General features: G+C 68.0%; 22 protein-coding genes and 1 pseudogene. 12 read left to right on the top strand and 11 right to left on the bottom strand.

The annotated features are described in order from the left end of the window. The first annotated feature begins 38 nt into the window (after positions 1–38). A complete protein-coding gene (locus BN3385_RS13250; RefSeq protein WP_059017200.1) occupies positions 39–698 on the top strand; it encodes a pentapeptide repeat-containing protein in 660 nt (219 codons plus the stop codon). Here the strand turns inward: BN3385_RS13250 and BN3385_RS13245 are convergent. Beyond that, positions 688–1,617 carry a hypothetical protein gene (locus tag BN3385_RS13245; RefSeq protein WP_059017199.1) on the bottom strand — a complete coding sequence of 310 codons (930 nt, stop codon included), beginning with the start codon at positions 1,615–1,617 and terminating at the stop codon, positions 688–690. The two genes, BN3385_RS13250 and BN3385_RS13245, sit on opposite strands and share 11 nt — an antisense overlap. A 35-nt stretch (positions 1,618–1,652) precedes the next feature. Between BN3385_RS13245 and BN3385_RS13240 the strand changes: the two genes are divergently transcribed. Beyond that, complete coding sequence (locus tag BN3385_RS13240) at positions 1,653–2,441, top strand: adenylate/guanylate cyclase domain-containing protein (RefSeq protein ID WP_059017198.1); 789 nt, start codon at positions 1,653–1,655, stop codon at positions 2,439–2,441. On the opposite strand, the gene BN3385_RS13235 is transcribed toward BN3385_RS13240, so the two are convergent. Beyond that, entirely contained in the window at positions 2,438–2,617 is a 180-nt protein-coding gene (locus BN3385_RS13235) for a hypothetical protein (protein ID WP_059021908.1), read from the bottom strand. The two genes, BN3385_RS13240 and BN3385_RS13235, sit on opposite strands and share 4 nt — an antisense overlap. Before the next feature lie 23 nt (positions 2,618–2,640). Here BN3385_RS13235 and BN3385_RS13230 point away from each other — a divergent pair, with 23 nt between their 5' ends. Then, positions 2,641–3,336 carry a guanylate cyclase gene (locus BN3385_RS13230; protein ID WP_082690454.1) on the top strand — a complete coding sequence of 232 codons (696 nt, stop codon included), beginning with the start codon at positions 2,641–2,643 and terminating at the stop codon, positions 3,334–3,336. On the opposite strand, the gene BN3385_RS13225 is transcribed toward BN3385_RS13230, so the two are convergent. The 5 genes from BN3385_RS13225 to BN3385_RS13205 all read right to left on the bottom strand — a co-directional run bounded on the left by BN3385_RS13225 (position 3,337) and on the right by BN3385_RS13205 (position 5,868). Further along, complete coding sequence (locus BN3385_RS13225; RefSeq protein WP_059017197.1) at positions 3,337–3,840, bottom strand: DUF1942 domain-containing protein; 504 nt, start codon at positions 3,838–3,840, stop codon at positions 3,337–3,339. A gap of 88 nt (positions 3,841–3,928) precedes the next feature. Continuing rightward, positions 3,929–4,270 carry a P-II family nitrogen regulator gene (locus BN3385_RS13220; RefSeq protein ID WP_059017196.1) on the bottom strand — a complete coding sequence of 114 codons (342 nt, stop codon included), beginning with the start codon at positions 4,268–4,270 and terminating at the stop codon, positions 3,929–3,931. A gap of 210 nt (positions 4,271–4,480) precedes the next feature. After that, a complete protein-coding gene (locus tag BN3385_RS13215; protein WP_059017195.1) occupies positions 4,481–4,852 on the bottom strand; it encodes a type II toxin-antitoxin system VapC family toxin in 372 nt (123 codons plus the stop codon). After that, positions 4,849–5,046 (bottom strand): type II toxin-antitoxin system VapB family antitoxin, encoded by a 198-nt coding sequence (locus BN3385_RS13210; RefSeq protein WP_059017194.1) that lies wholly within the window; start codon positions 5,044–5,046, stop codon positions 4,849–4,851. The genes BN3385_RS13215 and BN3385_RS13210 overlap by 4 nt, the downstream gene beginning before the upstream one ends. 72 nt (positions 5,047–5,118) lie before the next feature. Continuing rightward, on the bottom strand, positions 5,119–5,868 hold the full coding sequence (locus BN3385_RS13205) for an alpha/beta fold hydrolase (RefSeq protein WP_059017193.1): 750 nt from the start codon (positions 5,866–5,868) through the stop codon (positions 5,119–5,121). Positions 5,869–5,931: 63 nt separating this feature from the next. Between BN3385_RS13205 and BN3385_RS13200 the strand changes: the two genes are divergently transcribed. Both BN3385_RS13200 and BN3385_RS13195 read left to right on the top strand, forming a co-directional pair. Further along, entirely contained in the window at positions 5,932–6,186 is a 255-nt protein-coding gene (locus BN3385_RS13200) for a hypothetical protein (RefSeq protein ID WP_059017192.1), read from the top strand. Between the two features lie 69 nt (positions 6,187–6,255). Continuing rightward, positions 6,256–7,485 carry a cytochrome P450 gene (locus BN3385_RS13195; RefSeq protein WP_353612227.1) on the top strand — a complete coding sequence of 410 codons (1,230 nt, stop codon included), beginning with the start codon at positions 6,256–6,258 and terminating at the stop codon, positions 7,483–7,485. Between the two features lie 36 nt (positions 7,486–7,521). Here BN3385_RS13195 and ychF read toward each other — a convergent pair whose 3' ends face one another. Further along, a complete protein-coding gene (ychF, locus tag BN3385_RS13190; RefSeq protein ID WP_059017191.1) occupies positions 7,522–8,595 on the bottom strand; it encodes a redox-regulated ATPase YchF in 1,074 nt (357 codons plus the stop codon). Between the two features lie 82 nt (positions 8,596–8,677). On the opposite strand from ychF, the pseudogene BN3385_RS29335 reads away from it, so the two are divergent. Then, positions 8,678–9,334 (top strand): annotated as a pseudogene (locus BN3385_RS29335) (DUF6542 domain-containing protein); the annotation flags it as partial. A gap of 544 nt (positions 9,335–9,878) precedes the next feature. Here BN3385_RS29335 and BN3385_RS13175 read toward each other — a convergent pair. Then, positions 9,879–10,883, bottom strand: a complete 1,005-nt coding sequence (locus tag BN3385_RS13175) for a 4-hydroxy-3-methylbut-2-enyl diphosphate reductase (protein WP_059017188.1) — start codon at positions 10,881–10,883, stop codon at positions 9,879–9,881. 53 nt (positions 10,884–10,936) lie between these two features. Here BN3385_RS13175 and BN3385_RS13170 point away from each other — a divergent pair, with 53 nt between their 5' ends. The 4 genes from BN3385_RS13170 (at position 10,937) to BN3385_RS13155 (ending at position 14,124) form a co-directional block, all read left to right on the top strand. Beyond that, complete coding sequence (locus BN3385_RS13170) at positions 10,937–11,521, top strand: lipid droplet-associated protein (protein ID WP_059017187.1); 585 nt, start codon at positions 10,937–10,939, stop codon at positions 11,519–11,521. After that, on the top strand, positions 11,518–12,744 hold the full coding sequence (xseA, locus tag BN3385_RS13165) for an exodeoxyribonuclease VII large subunit (protein ID WP_059017186.1): 1,227 nt from the start codon (positions 11,518–11,520) through the stop codon (positions 12,742–12,744). Before BN3385_RS13170 ends, xseA begins: the two co-directional genes overlap by 4 nt. Then, positions 12,741–12,974, top strand: a complete 234-nt coding sequence (locus tag BN3385_RS13160; protein ID WP_059017185.1) for an exodeoxyribonuclease VII small subunit — start codon at positions 12,741–12,743, stop codon at positions 12,972–12,974. Before xseA ends, BN3385_RS13160 begins: the two co-directional genes overlap by 4 nt. 64 nt (positions 12,975–13,038) lie before the next feature. Continuing rightward, positions 13,039–14,124, top strand: a complete 1,086-nt coding sequence (locus BN3385_RS13155) for a 3-beta-hydroxysteroid dehydrogenase (RefSeq protein WP_059017184.1) — start codon at positions 13,039–13,041, stop codon at positions 14,122–14,124. A gap of 1 nt (position 14,125) precedes the next feature. Here BN3385_RS13155 and BN3385_RS13150 read toward each other — a convergent pair whose 3' ends face one another. Then, on the bottom strand, positions 14,126–14,506 hold the full coding sequence (locus BN3385_RS13150) for a hypothetical protein (RefSeq protein ID WP_059017183.1): 381 nt from the start codon (positions 14,504–14,506) through the stop codon (positions 14,126–14,128). Next, positions 14,478–14,678, bottom strand: coding sequence for a hypothetical protein (locus tag BN3385_RS28160; RefSeq protein WP_156432742.1), 201 nt, complete (start codon positions 14,676–14,678; stop codon positions 14,478–14,480). The genes BN3385_RS13150 and BN3385_RS28160 overlap by 29 nt, the downstream gene beginning before the upstream one ends. A gap of 59 nt (positions 14,679–14,737) precedes the next feature. Here BN3385_RS28160 and BN3385_RS13145 point away from each other — a divergent pair, with 59 nt between their 5' ends. Together BN3385_RS13145 and BN3385_RS13140 are read left to right on the top strand one after the other, a co-directional pair. Next, a complete protein-coding gene (locus tag BN3385_RS13145) occupies positions 14,738–15,799 on the top strand; it encodes an NAD-dependent epimerase/dehydratase family protein (RefSeq protein WP_059017182.1) in 1,062 nt (353 codons plus the stop codon). Next, positions 15,796–16,572 carry an SDR family NAD(P)-dependent oxidoreductase gene (locus BN3385_RS13140; protein WP_059017181.1) on the top strand — a complete coding sequence of 259 codons (777 nt, stop codon included), beginning with the start codon at positions 15,796–15,798 and terminating at the stop codon, positions 16,570–16,572. The genes BN3385_RS13145 and BN3385_RS13140 overlap by 4 nt, the downstream gene beginning before the upstream one ends. Positions 16,573–16,580 lie beyond the last annotated feature (8 nt).

Genomic DNA, 16,580 nt, shown 5'->3' with positions numbered 1-16,580 from the left:
CCGGTAGCCGGGAGGCCGGATTGGCTCACCATGAATCCATGAGTGAGGGTCGGCGTCCGGCACGCAAGGTCATCTCCGAGGTCCTCAGCGACCCGAACTGGTGGTTCAAGGAGGTGGTGATCGCGCTGATCATCGGTGGTCTGCTCGCCGCGGCGAGCATCGTCGGGCAGAAGATGGTCGACGATGCGCGCTCCGAGCGCGAGGTCAACGCCGCGCTGGCCGCCAACCGGCACGATCTGCAACTGGAGAACCTGAGGTTCGTGCGCGACCGCTCCTGGGACACCCCCGATGACGCCCGGCGGTTCGCTGAGTTCGATCTGGCCGGCCAGAATCTCGTCGAGCTGCGACTGGCCGGTTCCGACTTCGCCCGGGCGGATCTGACCGAGGCGAACCTGTCCGGCAGCGACCTGAGCAAGGCCAACCTGGCCAGGGCCACCCTGCAGGGCACCAACCTCACCCGGGCCGACCTACGCGAGGCCTATCTGGGACCCGAACGTATTCCCGACGCACCAGACCAGCTGGGCGCTGATCTCACCGGTGCTGACCTCCGTTACGCCGACCTCTCCGGTGCCGACCTCGGCCGCGCCAACCTGACCGGGGCCATGCTCGATCACGCGATCCTCACCAACGTGTTCTACGACCAGCAGACGATCTGGCCGCAGGGCTTCACCCCACCGCCGAGCCGGCCTACCCGATGAGCGGCACCGAGGGATGTCGCTCGTCGGTGAGGATCTCGAACATCGCCCGCCGCGACTCCACCAACTCGACTCCGAAGCCCCTGCCGCTCAACGTGACCCGGCAATCGGCCAGCGCGGAGTTGTAGCAGTACTTGGTGGTGCTGTCAGTGTCGGTGTAGGTCAGCCCGATCACGTCGCTGTCCCGCGCGGTGATCTCGCCCTGGATCTCGACACCGTCGGCCCGGCCCCCGAATGTCCAGCGGAAGGGCTGATAGTCACCGCGGGTGTGGCGGGCATCGAGCACGGAGCGCACCGCGATCTCCCGCCCCTCGTGGCGCAGCACGAACAGGGTCGCCGCAGGCAGTTTCACCGGCCCGAGGGCGGCGTGCGCGGTGACGATCTCCAAGCTTGAGTCGGGGTGTCCGTCGAAGCCGCACACCTGCCCGAAGGCACACGCCGGGGTGTGCTTGCGGCCCCAGTTGTGGTTGACGCTGCCGGTCCAGTTCTCGACGGCCACCGCATCGCCGAGGGTGACCGACCCGTCGAAGCGGGCCAGCGGATGGCGCACCTGAGTCTTGGCGGTCGGGAACTTGGCCCGGTAGGCGCGGTCGGTGAGGAGCTTCACGGCCGGCTCCTCCCCCGGCGCGATCGCCAGGTCCCAGTGCGCGCCGTCGAGCGTGCCGCGGGCCGCGTGGTCGTCGATCGACGTGGTCCCGATCCGCGCCGACCACGGATCGGTGCGGTAGTCGGCGTCGGTGATCGGGTGTGGCGTCTTGAGCGCACGGTTGCCGGCGCCCTCGGGGTCGAAAACCATCACCCACACGTCGGCCACCGGCCGGCCCGGGCGCGGATACAGCAGCGTCCAGCGCAGCCAGATCGCCTGCGCGCGGTCGGGATGATTGGCGCGGATGTATCTGCTCTCGTAGTACGGGGGCATCATGTCTTCAGGATTACCGACCGAAGGGCGACGCAAGGGTGGGTTGGACGATCGCGGTGGCGGTACTGGCCGTGCTGGTGGTCGCCGAGGCGCTAGCGCTGGCGGTGCTGTGGTCGCGGCTGCAGTCCAGCCGTCAGGAGACCGAGGAGCTGCGGTCCCGCCTGGATACCCGCAACCTGTTGTGGTCGGGCGGACGCGAAGCGGTCAAGACCGTCTGGCAGACCGCCAATCTGGTGCGCACCCAGGGTTTCGGCGGCGCGGTGCGCACCTCCATCGAGGAGCTCGCCGACTGGGCTGACGTCGAGCGTCCCGACTTGGCCCGGCTGGCGCCCGACGGCAACGTCGTCATCATGTTCTCCGACATCGAGGAGTCCACCGCCCTCAACGAGCGCATCGGGGACCGCTCCTTCGTGAAGATGATCGAGGCCCACGACCGCCAGGTACGCCGGCTGGTGCGGGCGAACGACGGGCACGTGGTCAAGAGCCAGGGCGACGGGTTCATGGTCGCCTTCGCCGAGCCGTCGGCAGCTGTCCGGTGCGGGGTAGCCATGCAGCGCGCCCTGCAACGGGACGCCAAACGATTGCGGCACAACAGCATTCGGGTGCGCATCGGTATCCATATGGGCAAGTCGGTGCGCCGTGGAGATGATCTGTTCGGCCGCAACGTGGCAATGGCCGCCCGGGTGGCGAGCCAGGCCGACGGTGGTGAGGTGCTGGTGAGCGCACCGGTGCGCCAGGCCGTCGAGGATCAGGACTTCGACGGCGGTCGCGACGCCGAGCTCAAGGGTTTCGCCGGAACCCATCGGCTCTACGCCGTGGTGACCTAGTCGCGCTGGTCGGCCTGCTGGGCAGCCTCGGCGTCGGCGAGCCGCTGGTGCAACCGGCTGCGGATCTCATCGGGGGTATAGGCCTTGCGGCGGCGCTGATCCCGGGCGACCAGAACACCGCCGGCCACCACCCCGGCCGCACCGGCCAGCCCGATCCACTTCCAGATGCTGCGCATGCCGTTCACATTAAGCTGCGCTGGTGACCGTGCACACCGTGTCGCTGACACAGGCGCTCAACGAAACCCGCACCGGCGATGTCTGGCTGTTCCGTGGCGGGTCCGGCCCCGACCGGGCGATCCAGACGCTGACGAACGCTCCGATCAACCACGTCGGGATGACGGTGGCCATCGACGACCTGCCGCCGCTGATGTGGCATGCCGAACTCGGGCACAAGCTCATCGACCTGTGGACCGGGACCAACCACCGCGGCGTGCAACTCAACGACGCGCGGGAAGCGGTCGAGCAGTGGTTCTTCCACTACGACCAGCGCTGCTGGCTGCGCCAGCTGCACCCGCACGCCACCCGCGAGCAGGAGGACCGGCTGCTGAAGGTGATCGCCCGGATGGACGGCACACCGTTCCCGTCCACCGCCCGGCTGGCCGGCCGGTGGATCCGCGGACAGGTGCCCACGGTCTCGGACTGGACCCGGGGAATCCCGTTCCTGCACAAGAAGGTTCGGGAGTCAGCCGAGCGGCGCAAGGCCGCCAAACGGGAAAGCGGCTTGGAGACGGCCTATTGCGCGGAAACGGTCGCCATCACCTATGAGGAGATGGGGTTGCTGCGCACCGAGAAGAACGAGAACTGGTTCGACCCGGGCCGGTTCTGGAGCGGTGACACACTGCCGCTGATCGACGGTTACCGGCTGGGCGACGAGATCGAGGTTCTCCCGGGCTGATTACTGCGCCCAGACGGCGAGCATCGTGCCGTGCGGGTCGCGCAGCATGACCGCGGTGATGGACTTGCCCGGCGGGACGTCGTAGGCGACGTGCCCGTCGACCTTCTGGCCCGCGGGTAGCTGACCGGACGTGATGCCGGGGCGCACCGCCCCGACCGCCGGGGCGATGGTCGAGCCGTCGGCGGCCTTGGCAACGAAGTAGAAACCGTTGTAGATCGTCGTACCCGTCTGGGCGGCGATGGTGACGTCGACGGCGTACATGGTGCCCTTGGCCGGGATGATCTGCGCGTCGGCGGGAACCTGGCGCAGGTTGGCGACGGTGTACTGGGCGGTGGCGCCCTCGGAGGTGACGGTCTCGGTGGCGCCGAACAACACCGCCTGACGCACCGGCTGGGTGGCCGACGTCTCGGCGCTGGCTTCCTGGCTACTGGCCGTGGTGGTGTTCTGGCCGGCGCACCCGGTGCTGAAGACCAGTACTGCCGCGACCACGATGACTCCCCGCATGGGCGGATCGTAGCCATCGAACACACACCCCTGCGGGAGGGAGGGCCCGCAGGGGTGTGTGTTTCTTCATGGGAGAGGGAAGAAACGTCTAGGCATTCACGAGTTGGCCCGCAGCTCGGGACAGGTCGATGAGCTGCTGAGCGGGGGTAATCCAGGCGCCCTTGCACTCGCCGAGCAGACCGGCGCTCACGGCGAACGAGATTCCGGCGGCGACCTGGTCGACGGTGTCGTCGTCGACGAGGATCTCCACCCGGAACTGCCGGACGGTGTGCCTGCCGATCTTCGCGCCGCGGTAGACCTCGATGGCGACAGCGTCGCGGCCGAAACGTTCGACCTCGCTGACCGTCACCGACGAGACTCCCGCGGTGGGCAGGGCCGCGGACAGGCCTTCGACGGAGGCCCGCTCGACCATGATGGTGATCAGCTTCATTGCTGTTCCTACTTTCGGTGCTGCCGGTGTGTGGCTCGGGCTGTTCCCGATGTGATCCAGATTCGTCGATCAGCGGCGATTGCGGTGTCCACCGGGCGGCGGAGAAGGGTGATGAATCCGCTGTCCCCCAATCGGTGGACACGCTGCGGCGTTGAGTAAGAACTCACGCACGCACCCACAGTGCGAGTGGCTGTGTGCGTGAGTTCTAGGTCAACGAGATCCGAAGACCGCAATTCCCACGTCCAGGCAGGCCGATCTCAGCCGTTTGTCGCGCGTCCAGAGTTGAGCGCCGTCAACCATCGCGACCGAGGCCATCAGATGGACGTCCACGGCGCTCAGACCGCGCCCCCACAGCGTTCGCCGATTGGTGAGATGCAGGACCTCGGCATGGTCGACCGTGGGGAATTGCCGCAGGTTCTCCAGCAGGTCGAGCACGATGGCCCGCTGCGCTATCGACCCGAGTGCGATCTCTTCGATGACTAGCGGGTGGCAGCCGACTCGGTCAATCTCGAGCAACTCGACGAGTCTGGTCTCCCGTGCGTGTAGATGGTCGATCCAGACGGCGGTGTCGACCAGAATCACTCGGCTTTACCGCGGCGGCGAGGAGCGGCCGTTGCCTTGGGGTCAGTTCCGCCAAGCGCGGCGAGGCGCCGAGCACTTTCGACACGTATGAGGGTTTGCAAGCCCTTCTTGAGCAGTGCGACGTTTTCATGCACACCGGTGAGTTCGGCAGCCTTGGCCAGCAGATCGTCGTCGATGGTGACTGTAGTCCTCACCGCGCACCTCCAGACGCATCATTGATGCCATCAATGATGCCATACGGCCTGCTCAGCCCGCGCCCACCGCCACTACGCGCCGAGGTCCGCCCAGAACTCGGTGAGGACCGCAGCCCCTTGGGCCGGGTCCTCGACCATCCACCAGTGGCCGAGGCCGTCGAGCACGACGGTGCGCGCACCGGCACGGTCGGCGGCCCGGCGGCGGATCTCCTCGGTGCCGACGTAGGTATCCTCGGCGGCCAGGATCGAAAGGCCCGGCCGCGCAGCCGCTTTCTCCAGATCGCGGCCGGCGTCGGCCATCGCGGGCTGGGCCGCCGAGCGGTAGAGCAGCAGAATCGCCCGCCCCATGTCCGGGCCCTGGCCCTCGGCGATCTTCGTGGCGACCTCTGTCGACATGCCCGCCTCGGCGTAGAGCGCCGCACGCTCCTCCGGCGTGCCGCCGAGGAAGGCCTCGATCATCTGCTCGCCGGCCTCGGGGGTCTGCCACACCTGGGCGAGGTCGTGCCAGACGTAGTCGGGATCGAAGATGCCGATGATGTCGGTGGCCCAGCTGCGCACCAGTTCGGGACGATGCATCACCGCATTCATCACATGCACGCCGCCGAAGTCGTGGCCGACGAGGTCGATCGGCCCCACGATGCCCTCCAGCTCTTCGATGAGCCAGTCCCGGTAGGCCAGGTAAGTGGCCGGGAACCCGTCGGGCAGCGCAACGCCGAACCCCGGCGGTGACAGCCGCACAACATCGTCACGGCCGAGCGCGTCGACCAGCGGGTCCCACAACGCCTCGGTCTCCGGATTGCCATGTACCAGAACGATGGTCATGGACGGCATCCTCGCACTTGGTTATTGGGATCGGTAGGGCGGGCGGCGGTCTGTACTGGCGACATGAACATCACTCACATCATTGCCAAGGCGATCATCGGAGGCCTCTCAGCAGGCACCATCGTGCTGGCCGGCCTGGGCCTGGCCGCCGGTTCCGCGAACGCGGCCCCGGCACAAGTCACCGGCGACGGCTCGGTCCGCGTCACCAGCACCAGCGTCAGCTCGGCCGGCGACGGCTCGGTCCGGGTTACCAACCCCGGATCGATTGCCGGTTGCGACGGCTCGGTGCGCGTCGCCACCCCGACCCCTACACGGTGAACCGCCCCTATTGACTGACGATGCGGTCGTATGTGACGATTTCGTCATAATCAATGGGAGTGGAGGGCTGTGTCTCGATCCAAGGATTCGACCATCAGCGACACGTCTGGGGCGCATCTAACGGCGGTTCGTCCGACATACCGGCCCGACATCTACACGGCCGAAGCGATTCTCGATCCCTATCCGCACTACAGACGTCTGCGTGACCTCGGACCAGTGGTGTGGATGCCCCGCCGCAAGGTGTACGCCTTGCCGCGTTATGCCGAATGCAAGGCGGCCCTCATCGATGACGAGACATTCAAGTCTTCAGGCGGAGTGGCACTGAACTCGCTGAGTAATCGACTTTCCCGTGGCACGACGCTGGCCAGCGACGGGACCGAGCACGCTGCCCGCCGCAAACTGGTGGCACACCGGATGTTGCCGCGCGCCCTCAACGCGATCAGTGATTCCGTCCAGTCCCTGGCCGATGAGTTAGTGGAGACGGCGGTGCGCCGTGGCGACGTGGACGGCGTCGATCTCTCGACCGCACTGCCAATGGCCGTGATGCCCGACATGGTGGGTTGGCCTACGGATCAGCGCGAGCATCTGCTTGATTGGGCCGCAGCCACATTCGACGTTCTGGGTCCGGCCAATGCTCGATTCGCCCGTGGAGTTCCTGGGTCGCTTCAGATGCTGCGATTCGCCCGCCGCATGGTCCGGGACCGCAGCGTGCTGCCAGAGAGCATGGCGGACGAGTTGTTGACCGCTGTCGACAAGGGCGAGTTGGAAGCCGGTGAGTGCCCGGCATTGCTGGTGGATTATCTCGGTCCTGCCCTGGACACCACCATCAGCGGGATCTCCACGGCGCTGGTCATGTTCGCTACCCACCCTGAGCAATGGGAACTGTTGAGGTCCGAGCCTGAGCGGATTCCCAACGCGATCAACGAGATCGTTCGATACGAGTCGGCGGTGCGGGCGTTCGGGCGACGGGTGGGCGTGGACACCGAGATAGGTGGCGTCTCGCTGCGGGCGGGTTCTCAGATTCTCGTGATGTACGCCTCGGCCAATCGCGACGAACGCGAGTGGGACCGACCCGACGAATTCGACATCACCCGAGATGCTGGCCGCCACCTCGGCTTCGGCAAGGGTGCACATGCGTGCGCCGGACAGGCGATGGCCCGCTTGGAAACCGGCGCCTTCCTGACTGCACTCACGCAGCGAGTAGAGCGATTGGAGTTGACGGGAACACCGCAGTGGGTTCGCAACAACATCATTCGCCGCTACGAGCGGATACCGCTGCGACTCATCGGCAGCCGGTGACCGTGCCGGCGCCGCGGGTATCGAGCACCCCGACCGTTACACGTTGAACCGGAACTCGACCACGTCGCCGTCGGCCATGACGTAGTCCTTGCCTTCCATCCGCACCTTGCCGGCGGCCTTGGCCGCGGCCATCGAGCCCGCTTCGACCAGGTCGTCGAACGACACGATCTCGGCCTTGATGAAGCCCTTTTCGAAGTCGGTGTGGATCACCCCGGCCGCCTTGGGCGCGGTGTCGCCGCGGTGAATCGTCCACGCCCGCGCCTCTTTCGGCCCCGCCGTCAGGTACGTCTGCAGGTTCAGGGTGTGAAAACCGGCCCGCGCCAACGCATCCAGGCCCCGCTCAGTCTGTCCGATCGACTCCAGCAGCTCGGCCGCCGACTCGTCGTCGAGCTCCTGCAGCTCGGCCTCGATCTTGGCGTCCAGGAACACCGCGTCGGCCGGCGCCACCAGCTCACGCAGCTCGGCGATCCGCGCGGCATCTGTGAGCACCGACTCGTCGGCGTTGAACACGTACAGGAACGGCTTGATGGTCATCAGGTTCAGCTCGCGCAGCAGTGACCAGTCCTTGCCGCTGGCGAACAGCGTGGTGCCGTTGTTCAGCAGCTCCTGTGCGGCCACCGCCGCCTCGTGCACCGGCTTGCGCTCCTTGTTGTTGCGCGCCTCTTTCTCCAGCCGCGGCACCGCCTTCTCCAGCGTCTGCAGGTCGGCCAGGATCAGCTCGGTCTCGATGACCTCGATGTCGGACTTCGGGTCCACCTTGCCGTCGACGTGCACCACGTCGTCGTCGGCGAACACCCGGACCACCTGACAGATCGCGTCGCACTCCCGGATGTTGGCCAGGAACTTGTTGCCCAAACCCGCGCCCTCGGAGGCGCCCTTCACGATTCCGGCGATATCGACGAAGGTCACCGGCGCGGGCAGGATCCGCTCCGAACCGAAGATCTCCGCCAGCTTCGTCAGCCGTGGATCGGGAAGCGGAACCACGCCCTCATTGGGCTCGATGGTCGCGAACGGGTAGTTCGCCGCCAGTACGTTGTTGCGGGTCAGCGCATTGAATAGCGTCGATTTCCCGACGTTCGGCAGACCGACGATTCCCAGGCTGAGGCTCACAGGGTCCACAGTCTACGAGAGGTACGACCCACACCGGTGCCGCCGACAGCCCACATTCATCGGAAACCGGTACGGTCTACGTGTGTCAGCACAGCGGGCAAGGTCGTCAGTTGCGGCCGAAAATCGCTCCGCGCACCCGAATCTCCCCGGAGTGCCGTGGTGGGGCGCCGTCCTCATTGCTGTGATCGCCACCACTATCGGCTTCGCGATCGACGCCGGCTCGGGCAACAAGGAACTCGGCGGCTCCTTCGCCGCGCTCTACGCGCTGGGCTGCGTGGCCGCCGTGCTGGCGGTGCGCCAGTCCGGCCTCTTCACAGCCGTCATCCAGCCGCCGTTGCTGCTGTTCGTCGCCGTGCCGGGCGCTTACTTCCTGTTCCACGGCGGCTCGTTCACCGGGCTGAAAGACACCCTGATCAACTGCGGCTACCCGCTGATCGAACGCTTCCCGCTGATGTTGTTCACCTCGGCCGGTGTGCTCCTGATCGGAATGGCCCGCTGGTACTTCGGCATGGCGTCCAAGTCGGTGGCGGCCGCCGCCCCCGACGGCGATGCAGTCGCGGCGCCGAGCAGGTTCGCCGGGCTGGCGGCCAAGGTCAGTTCGTTGTTCGGTGCGCCCGCCGAGGAACTCGCCGAGGACAAACCCAAGCGCAAGCACAGCATCGACCGGCCCGCGACGGCCGAACGCCGGCCCCGCTCCGGCCGCCCGGCCAAGCGGCCCGCGCCGACCCGCTCGCGCCATGCCCGTCCCCCGCTGGAGGACATCACCGACCTGCCGCAGGACCGGCCGCGCCGGCGTCGTCCGGCTGATCTGGATCCGGCGGCCGAGGCGCCCCGGCGCCGCCCGCGTCCGCCGCGCGACGCCGATCCGCATATGCCCCCGCCCCGCCGCCGTGAGCCGCGCGAACCTCGGGAGCCGCGGGAGCCGCGGGAACGCCGGGAGGTTCGGGAGCCGCGGGAGCGTCGGGACCCGTACGCCCCGCCGCCGCGCCGCGACCCGTACCCGCCGGATGAGCCGGACGCCGTGAGCCGCGCGAACCTCGGGAGCCGCGGGAGCCGCGGGAACGCCGGGAGGTTCGGGAGCCGCGGGAGCGTCGGGACCCGTACGCCCCGCCGCCGCGCCGCGACCCGTACCCGCCGTATGAGCCGTACCGGGCCTACGAGCCCTATCCGCCGTATGAGCCCTATGAGCCGCCGCGGCGCCGACCGCCGTCAGGTGTTCCGACCGGGGACAGCACGCATCACCCGGTTTCCCGGGTGCGTTACCGCGATTCCGGCGACGAGCGCTAGGACCGGGCCGGGCGGATCTCCCGCGGCAGCGCGAAGACCAGCGTCTCATTGGCCGTGGTCACCGATTGCACTGTGCCGTAACCGAATTCGGCCAGCCGGTCCAGCACGCCGCGCACCAGGATCTCGGGCACCGACGCACCGGAGGTGACGCCGACGGTGGTGACACCGTCGAGCCAGGCCGGGTCGATGTCCTCGGCGTAGTCCACCAGGTAGGACGCGCCCGCCCCGGCGCCCAGAGCCACCTCGACCAGGCGCACTGAGTTCGACGAGTTCCGGGAGCCCACCACGATCACCAGATCGCATTCGGGCGCCATCGCTTTGACCGCGCCCTGGCGGTTCTGGGTGGCGTAGCAGATGTCGTCGCTCGGCGGATCCTGCAGCGTCGGGAACTTCTCCCGCAGCCGCTGGACGGTCTCCATCGTCTCGTCGACGCTCAGCGTGGTCTGCGACAGCCAGATCACCTTGTTCGGGTCACGCACGGTCACGTTGTCCACGGCGTCCGGGTTGTCCACGACCTGCACGTGGTCGGGTGCCTCCCCGGCGGTGCCGACGACCTCCTCGTGGCCCTCGTGGCCGATGAGCAGGATGTCGTAGTCGTCGCGGGCGAAGCGCTTGGCCTCGTTGTGGACCTTGGTGACCAGCGGGCAGGTGGCGTCAATGACCTGAAGATTGCGCGCCGCGGCGGTCTCGTGGACGGTCGGGGCAACGCCGTGGGCCGAGAACACCACGATGGCGCCCTCCGGCACCTCGTCGTTGTCCTCGACGAAGATGGCGCCGGCCTTGGCCAGCGTCTCCACCACATGCTTGTTGTGCACGATCTCGTGGCGCACGTAGACCGGGGCGCCGTGCTTCTCCAGCGCGCGCTCCACGGTCTCGACGGCCCGGTCCACCCCCGCGCAGTAGCCGCGGGGCTCGGCGAGCAGGACACGCTTGCCTCCGCCGTTGTGTGCTCCAGCCGTGCTGGAAGCACCGGGAATCCCCATGTTGACAGTTGGCGGCATGGTTTCAGGGTACGTTCCCGCGCACTGAGCGGGCCAGCCGTAGGCTGTCGCACATGGCAACAGCACCGTATGGGGTCCGTCTGCTGGTGGGGGCGGCCGTGACCGCCATCGAGGAGACCCGCAAGCTGCCCCAGACCATCCTGATGTACCCGATGACGATGGTGAGCACCGTCGCGCAGATGGTCATGAAAGTGCAGCAGGACGTCGCTGACCTGGTCATCAAGGGTGATGCGGCGCTGGAGACCATCTTTCCGCCCAAGGACGAGCAGCCCGAGTGGGCCACCTTCGACGAGGATCTGCCCGCCGCCGACGACGACTCCCCGGCCGACGGCGAGCGCCGCACCGAGGGCCGGTTCGCCCTGTACTCGGTGGCCGACGGCGTCGACGGTGCTGCCGCCAAGGGTCAGGATTCGGTCACCAAATCGGCCGGCAAGAAGAAGGCTGCCGCGGCGACCGCCCCGGCCATCGCCGAGGAACTCGACTACGAATCGCTGACCCTGGCCCAGCTGCGGGCGCGGCTGCAGTCGCTGAGCGTGGCCGACCTCGAGGCGCTGCTGGCCTACGAGGAAGCCTCCAAGTCCCGCGCCCCGTTCCAGACGCTGCTGGCCAACAGGATCACCCGCGCGACCGCCAAGTGACCAGCGAGCAGGGCAGCTCGGCGGAGAACCCGTTCCCGGTCCGGGCGGTGGCCACCCGGGTCGCGGCCTGGATCGACAAGCTCGGCACGGTGTGGGTGGAAGGTCAGCTGACCCAGATCAATCTGCGCAGCTCGACGGCCTACATGGTGTTGCGCGATCCGGCGGCCAACATGTCGCTGGACATCAGCTGCCCGCGTGACCTGGTGGCCGCGGCCCCGGTCAAACTCGTCGAAGGCACCCAGGTGGTGGTGCGCGGCAAGCCCAGTTTCTACACCGTTCGCGGCTCATTCTCCTTGCGGGTCACCGCCATTCGCGCCGTCGGCGTCGGCGAGCTGCTGGCCCGCATCGAACGGTTACGCCGCCTGTTGGAGGCCGAGGGCCTGTTCGACCCGCGCCTCAAGCGGCCGCTGCCATTCCTGCCGTCGACCATCGGGCTGATCACCGGACGGGCCAGCGCCGCCGAGCGCGACGTCACCACGGTGGCCGCCCAGCGCTGGCCTGCGGTGCGCTTCGAGATCCGCAACACCGCGGTGCAGGGCACGAACGCGGTGGCCCAGATCGTCGAAGCGCTGGCGGAGCTGGACGCCGACCCCGAGGTCGAGGTCATCGTGATCGCCCGCGGCGGCGGTGGCGTCGAGGAACTGCTGCCGTTCTCCGACGAAACGCTGTGCCGGGCCATCGCCGCCTGCACCACCCCGGTGGTCAGCGCCATCGGCCACGAACCCGACAACCCGCTGTGCGATCTGGTCGCCGACCTGCGCGCCGCCACCCCCACCGACGCCGCCAAGAAGGTGGTCCCCGACGCCGTCGCCGAGCTCGCCCTGGTCGGTGACCTGCGGCAGCGCAGTGCGCAGGCGTTGCGCAGCTGGGTGAGCCGGGAACAGCGCACGGTGGCCCAGTTGCGCAGCCGCCCGGTGCTGGCCGACCCGCTGCGCGGGCTGACCCAGCGCGGCGAGGAGATCGACCGGGCCCGCGCCGCGGTGCGCCGCGACATCAACCGGCTGGTGGCCGCGGAGTCCGACCGGATCGGTCACCTGAGTGCCCGGCTGGCAACGCTGGGCCCGGCGGCGACGCTGGCCCGCGGCTATGCGGTGGTGCAGACCGCCGACGGCGAGATTCTGCGGACCATGGCCGACGCGCCGGCCGGTGCGCGGCTGCGGATCCGGGTGTCCGACGGCGCAGTGGGCGCCACCAGTACCGGCCCGACGGATGGAGCCGCATGAGCGCACAAGGTCCCGAAACGAATCCCATTAGTTCGCTGGGCTATGAAGAGTGCCGCGACGAACTGATCGAGGTGGTCAGGGCGCTGGAACAGGGCGGACTGGATCTCGATGCGTCGCTGAAACTGTGGGAACGTGGCGAACAGCTGGCACGACGCTGTGAAGAGCACTTAGCCGGGGCCCGTCAGCGCATCGAAGATGCACTGGGTACCCGCGAGGTCACCGACGGCTGATTCGGCCACCGGCCTGACCTGGGGTACTAGCTAACTAGAACGTGTTTCAGTTAAGCTCCCCGCCATGGGTGATTCCACGCTGACAACCGAGCTCGGCCGGGTGCTGGTGACCGGTGGTGCCGGCTTCGTCGGGGCCAACCTGGTGCGCGAGCTACTGGACCGCGGCTACCAGGTCCGGGCCTTCGACCGGTCCCCGTCCCCGCTGCCGCCCCACGAGCGGCTCGACGTGCTCCAGGGCGATATCTGCGACACCGACACGGTGGCCGCCGCCGTCGCCGGGGTGAACACGATCTTCCACACCGCGGCCATCATCGACCTGATGGGCGGCGGCTCGGTCACCGAGGCGTACCGCAAGCGCAGCTTCGACGTGAACGTCGGCGGCACCAAGAACCTGGTGCAGGCCGCGCAGGCCGCCGGGGTCACGCGGTTCGTCTACACCGCGTCCAACAGTGTGGTGATGGGCGGTCAGCGGATCGCCGGCGGCGACGAGACGCTGCCCTACACCAGCCGGTTCAATGACCTGTACACCGAGACCAAAGTGGTGGCCGAGAAGTTCGTGCTCAGCCAGAACGGTGTCGGCGGACTGCTGACCTGTTCGATCCGGCCCAGCGGCATCTGGGGCCGGGGCGACCAGACGATGTTCCGCATGCTGTTCCAGCGCGTGCTGGCCGGGCATGTCAAGGTGCTCGTCGGCGGCAAGGACATCAAGCTGGACAACTCCTACGTGCACAACCTGGTGCACGGATTCATCCTTGCCGCAGAGCATCTGGTCGACGGTGGCAGCGCGCCCGGCCAGGCGTACTTCATCAACGACGGTGAGCCGATCAACATGTTCGAGTTCTCCCGCCCCGTCGTGGAGGCGTGCGGCGAGAAGTACCCGAACTTCCGGATCTCCGGCCGGTTCGTCCATGCGGTGATGACGGCCTGGCAGTGGCTGCACTTCAAGTTCAACTTCCCGCAGCCGCCGCTGGAACCCCTTGCGGTGGAACGGCTTTACCTCGATAACTACTTCAGCATCGAGAAGGCCCGCCGTGATCTGGGCTACCAGCCGCTGTACACCACGGAGCAGGCGCTGGAGCACTGCCTGCCCTACTACACCGAACTGTTCGAGCAGATGAAGAACGCGGACAAGCAGCCGGTGCACGCCTGACTCAGCCGTGGGCGATCGCCCGTTTGACCACTCGGCTGTAGGCCTGCTTCTGCGGATCCCCCACTGCCGCAGGGAAAACCAGCACGATGTCCTCGACCTGAACCATGTCGGGAATCGTGGCGGCATACAGTTCGGCGCGCCCGGTGCTGGGGAACTTCAGGATCGACACGGTGTCGGTGGCCCGCGCCTCGGTGCAGCCGGCCGCCGGGCACATCGCTGCCGTCGCGTCGTGCGGATTGAGCGCAGGAAGGTGTGCCTCGTCGATGGCAGTCAACACCTCGGTCACCGAGACGGAGTTCAGCACCCCCGGCGCGTAGCCGGGCTGGGCAGGGCGCGCGGGTGCCTGATTGCGGTCACCGCAGCCGGCCGCGAGAGCGGCCACCCTCGTCGATGGCAGTCAACACCTCGGTCACCGAGACGGAGTTCAGCACCCCCGGCGCGTAGCCGGGCTGGGCAGGGCGCGCGGGTGCCTGATTGCGGTCACCGCAGCCGGCCGCGAGAGCGGCCACGAGCACGGCCGCCATCACCCCGCCACAGGCCCGTCCACCCCGCATCCGATCAGCGTAGTTGGGGTACCGTCCACTGGAACTCGTTCTAGTCGGGAGGGACATCGATGTCCGACGCTGTGCTGGTAACCGGTGCCTTCGGGCTGGTCGGAAGCGCCACCGTCAAGCACCTGGCCGCCGCCGGCCGCCACGTCGTGGCCACCGACCTCGATACCCCCGCCAACCGGAAAGCCGCGGCCGCACTGCCCGCCGGCGTCACGGTGCGCTGGGCCGACCTGACCGATCCCAAAGCCGTTGGCGAGCTGATGAGCAGCGTCGCCCCGGCGTCGGTGATCCACCTGGCCGCCATCATCCCGCCGGTCTGCTACGCCAACCCCGCGCTGGCCCGCAGGGTCAACGTCGAGGCCACCGGAACTCTCGTCAATGCCGCTGCGGCCGAGCCCAAGCCGCCGCGATTCGTGCAGGCGTCGTCCATCGCCGTGTATGGCCCACGCAACCCGCACCATCTGAGCGAAGTGCTTACTCCGGACACCCCGGTACGGCCGTTCGACGTCTACGGCGGCCACAAGATCGAGGCCGAGCAACTGGTCCGGGGGTCGGCGCTGGACTGGGTGATCCTGCGCCTCGGTGGCGTGATGACCACCGAGTTCGACCTCGGAATGGACCCCGACATGCTGTATTTCGAGGGACTGCTGCCGATCGACGGCCGACTGCAGACCGTCGATGTCCGCGATGTGGCGCACGCGTTCGTCGCCGCCACCACTGCCGACGCGATCGGGCAGACCCTGCTGATCGGTGGTGACGATACGCATCGTCTGCAGCAGGGCGAGGTGTCCTCGGCGATCACCGCCGCCATGGGGCTGGTGGGCGCAACAGCCAAGGGCCGCAAGGGAAATCCCGAGGACGATGACGGCTGGTTCGCCACCGACTGGATGGACTCGTCGAAAGCCCAACAGCTGCTGGGCTTTCAGCACCATTCGTGGCCGGACATCCTGAAGGAGACCGCCGACAAGGTTGGCTGGAAACGGCCGCTGTTCCGGTTGGCCGCACCGCTGGCGCACGAGTACCTCAAGCGCCAGTCGCCGTACTACCGAGCACCCGGCGGCTATGCCGATCCGTGGGGGACCGTGAAAAACAAATGGGGTCGATTCGAGGCGGACACAGTATGAGTTCACAACGAGTAGCAGTCATCATCGGCGGCGCATCCGGGATCGGCTGGGCGACGGCCAAGAAGCTGGCCGGTGAGGGTGCGGTGGTGACCATCGCCGACCGCAACGCCGAGCTGGCCGCCGAGCGGGCCGAGGAACTCGGTGCGCCGCACACGTGGACCTCGGTGGAGGTCACCGACGAGGCGACGGTAGCCACCCTGTTCGACGACGTGGTGGCGCGCGAAGGCGGCCTGCATGTGGTGGTCAACTGCGCCGGGTTCAGCACCTTCGGGGTGATCACCGAACTGGACGCCGCCGACTTCCGCTCGGTCATCGACGTCTGCCTCAACGGCGCCTTCCTGGTGATCAAGCACGCCGGCCGCCACCTCGGCGAAGGCGGCACGCTGGTGTCGCTGACCTCGCTGAACGCCCGGCAGCCCGCGATCGGGATGAGCGCATACTGCTCGGCGAAGGCCGGGCTGTCGATGCTGACCCAGGTGGCGGCCCTGGAACTGGGACCGCGCGGCATCCGGGTCAACGCCGTGGCCCCGGGCTTCGTGCACACCCCGCTCACCGAGGGCGCGGCGGCGGTGCCCGGGGTGGTCGAGGAGTACGTGGAGAACACCGCGCTGGGCCGTCCGGGAACTCCGGAGGACATCGCCGAGGCGGTGGCGTTCCTGTGCTCCCCGCAGTCGGCGTGGATGACCGGTGAGGTCCTGGACCTCAACGGCGGCGCCCACCTCAAGCGCTATCCGGACATCAATGCGCACTTGCTGCGTCTGATGAATCAGTAGCGCTTCGA

Origin of the sequence: Mycobacterium sp. M26, assembly GCF_001494595.1 — a bacterium.
In the GTDB taxonomy this organism is placed as follows: Bacteria; Actinomycetota; Actinomycetes; order Mycobacteriales; family Mycobacteriaceae; genus Mycobacterium.
This window is presented reverse-complemented; position numbering and strand designations above follow the sequence as displayed.

Coding starts and splice junctions, on each gene's coding strand:
- BN3385_RS13175 (WP_059017188.1), bottom strand. CDS start 10,883: ATGCCGCCAACTGTCAACATGGGGATTCCCGGTGCTTCCAGCACGGCT.
- BN3385_RS13235 (WP_059021908.1), bottom strand. CDS start 2,617: ATGCGCAGCATCTGGAAGTGGATCGGGCTGGCCGGTGCGGCCGGGGTG.
- BN3385_RS13220 (WP_059017196.1), bottom strand. CDS start 4,270: ATGAAGCTGATCACCATCATGGTCGAGCGGGCCTCCGTCGAAGGCCTG.
- BN3385_RS13245 (WP_059017199.1), bottom strand. CDS start 1,617: ATGATGCCCCCGTACTACGAGAGCAGATACATCCGCGCCAATCATCCC.
- BN3385_RS13205 (WP_059017193.1), bottom strand. CDS start 5,868: ATGACCATCGTTCTGGTACATGGCAATCCGGAGACCGAGGCGTTGTGG.
- BN3385_RS13250 (WP_059017200.1), top strand. CDS start 39: ATGAGTGAGGGTCGGCGTCCGGCACGCAAGGTCATCTCCGAGGTCCTC.
- BN3385_RS28160 (WP_156432742.1), bottom strand. CDS start 14,678: ATGCGGGGTGGACGGGCCTGTGGCGGGGTGATGGCGGCCGTGCTCGTG.
- BN3385_RS13145 (WP_059017182.1), top strand. CDS start 14,738: ATGTCCGACGCTGTGCTGGTAACCGGTGCCTTCGGGCTGGTCGGAAGC.
- BN3385_RS13200 (WP_059017192.1), top strand. CDS start 5,932: ATGAACATCACTCACATCATTGCCAAGGCGATCATCGGAGGCCTCTCA.
- BN3385_RS13170 (WP_059017187.1), top strand. CDS start 10,937: ATGGCAACAGCACCGTATGGGGTCCGTCTGCTGGTGGGGGCGGCCGTG.
- BN3385_RS13225 (WP_059017197.1), bottom strand. CDS start 3,840: ATGCGGGGAGTCATCGTGGTCGCGGCAGTACTGGTCTTCAGCACCGGG.
- BN3385_RS13140 (WP_059017181.1), top strand. CDS start 15,796: ATGAGTTCACAACGAGTAGCAGTCATCATCGGCGGCGCATCCGGGATC.
- BN3385_RS13160 (WP_059017185.1), top strand. CDS start 12,741: ATGAGCGCACAAGGTCCCGAAACGAATCCCATTAGTTCGCTGGGCTAT.
- BN3385_RS13155 (WP_059017184.1), top strand. CDS start 13,039: ATGGGTGATTCCACGCTGACAACCGAGCTCGGCCGGGTGCTGGTGACC.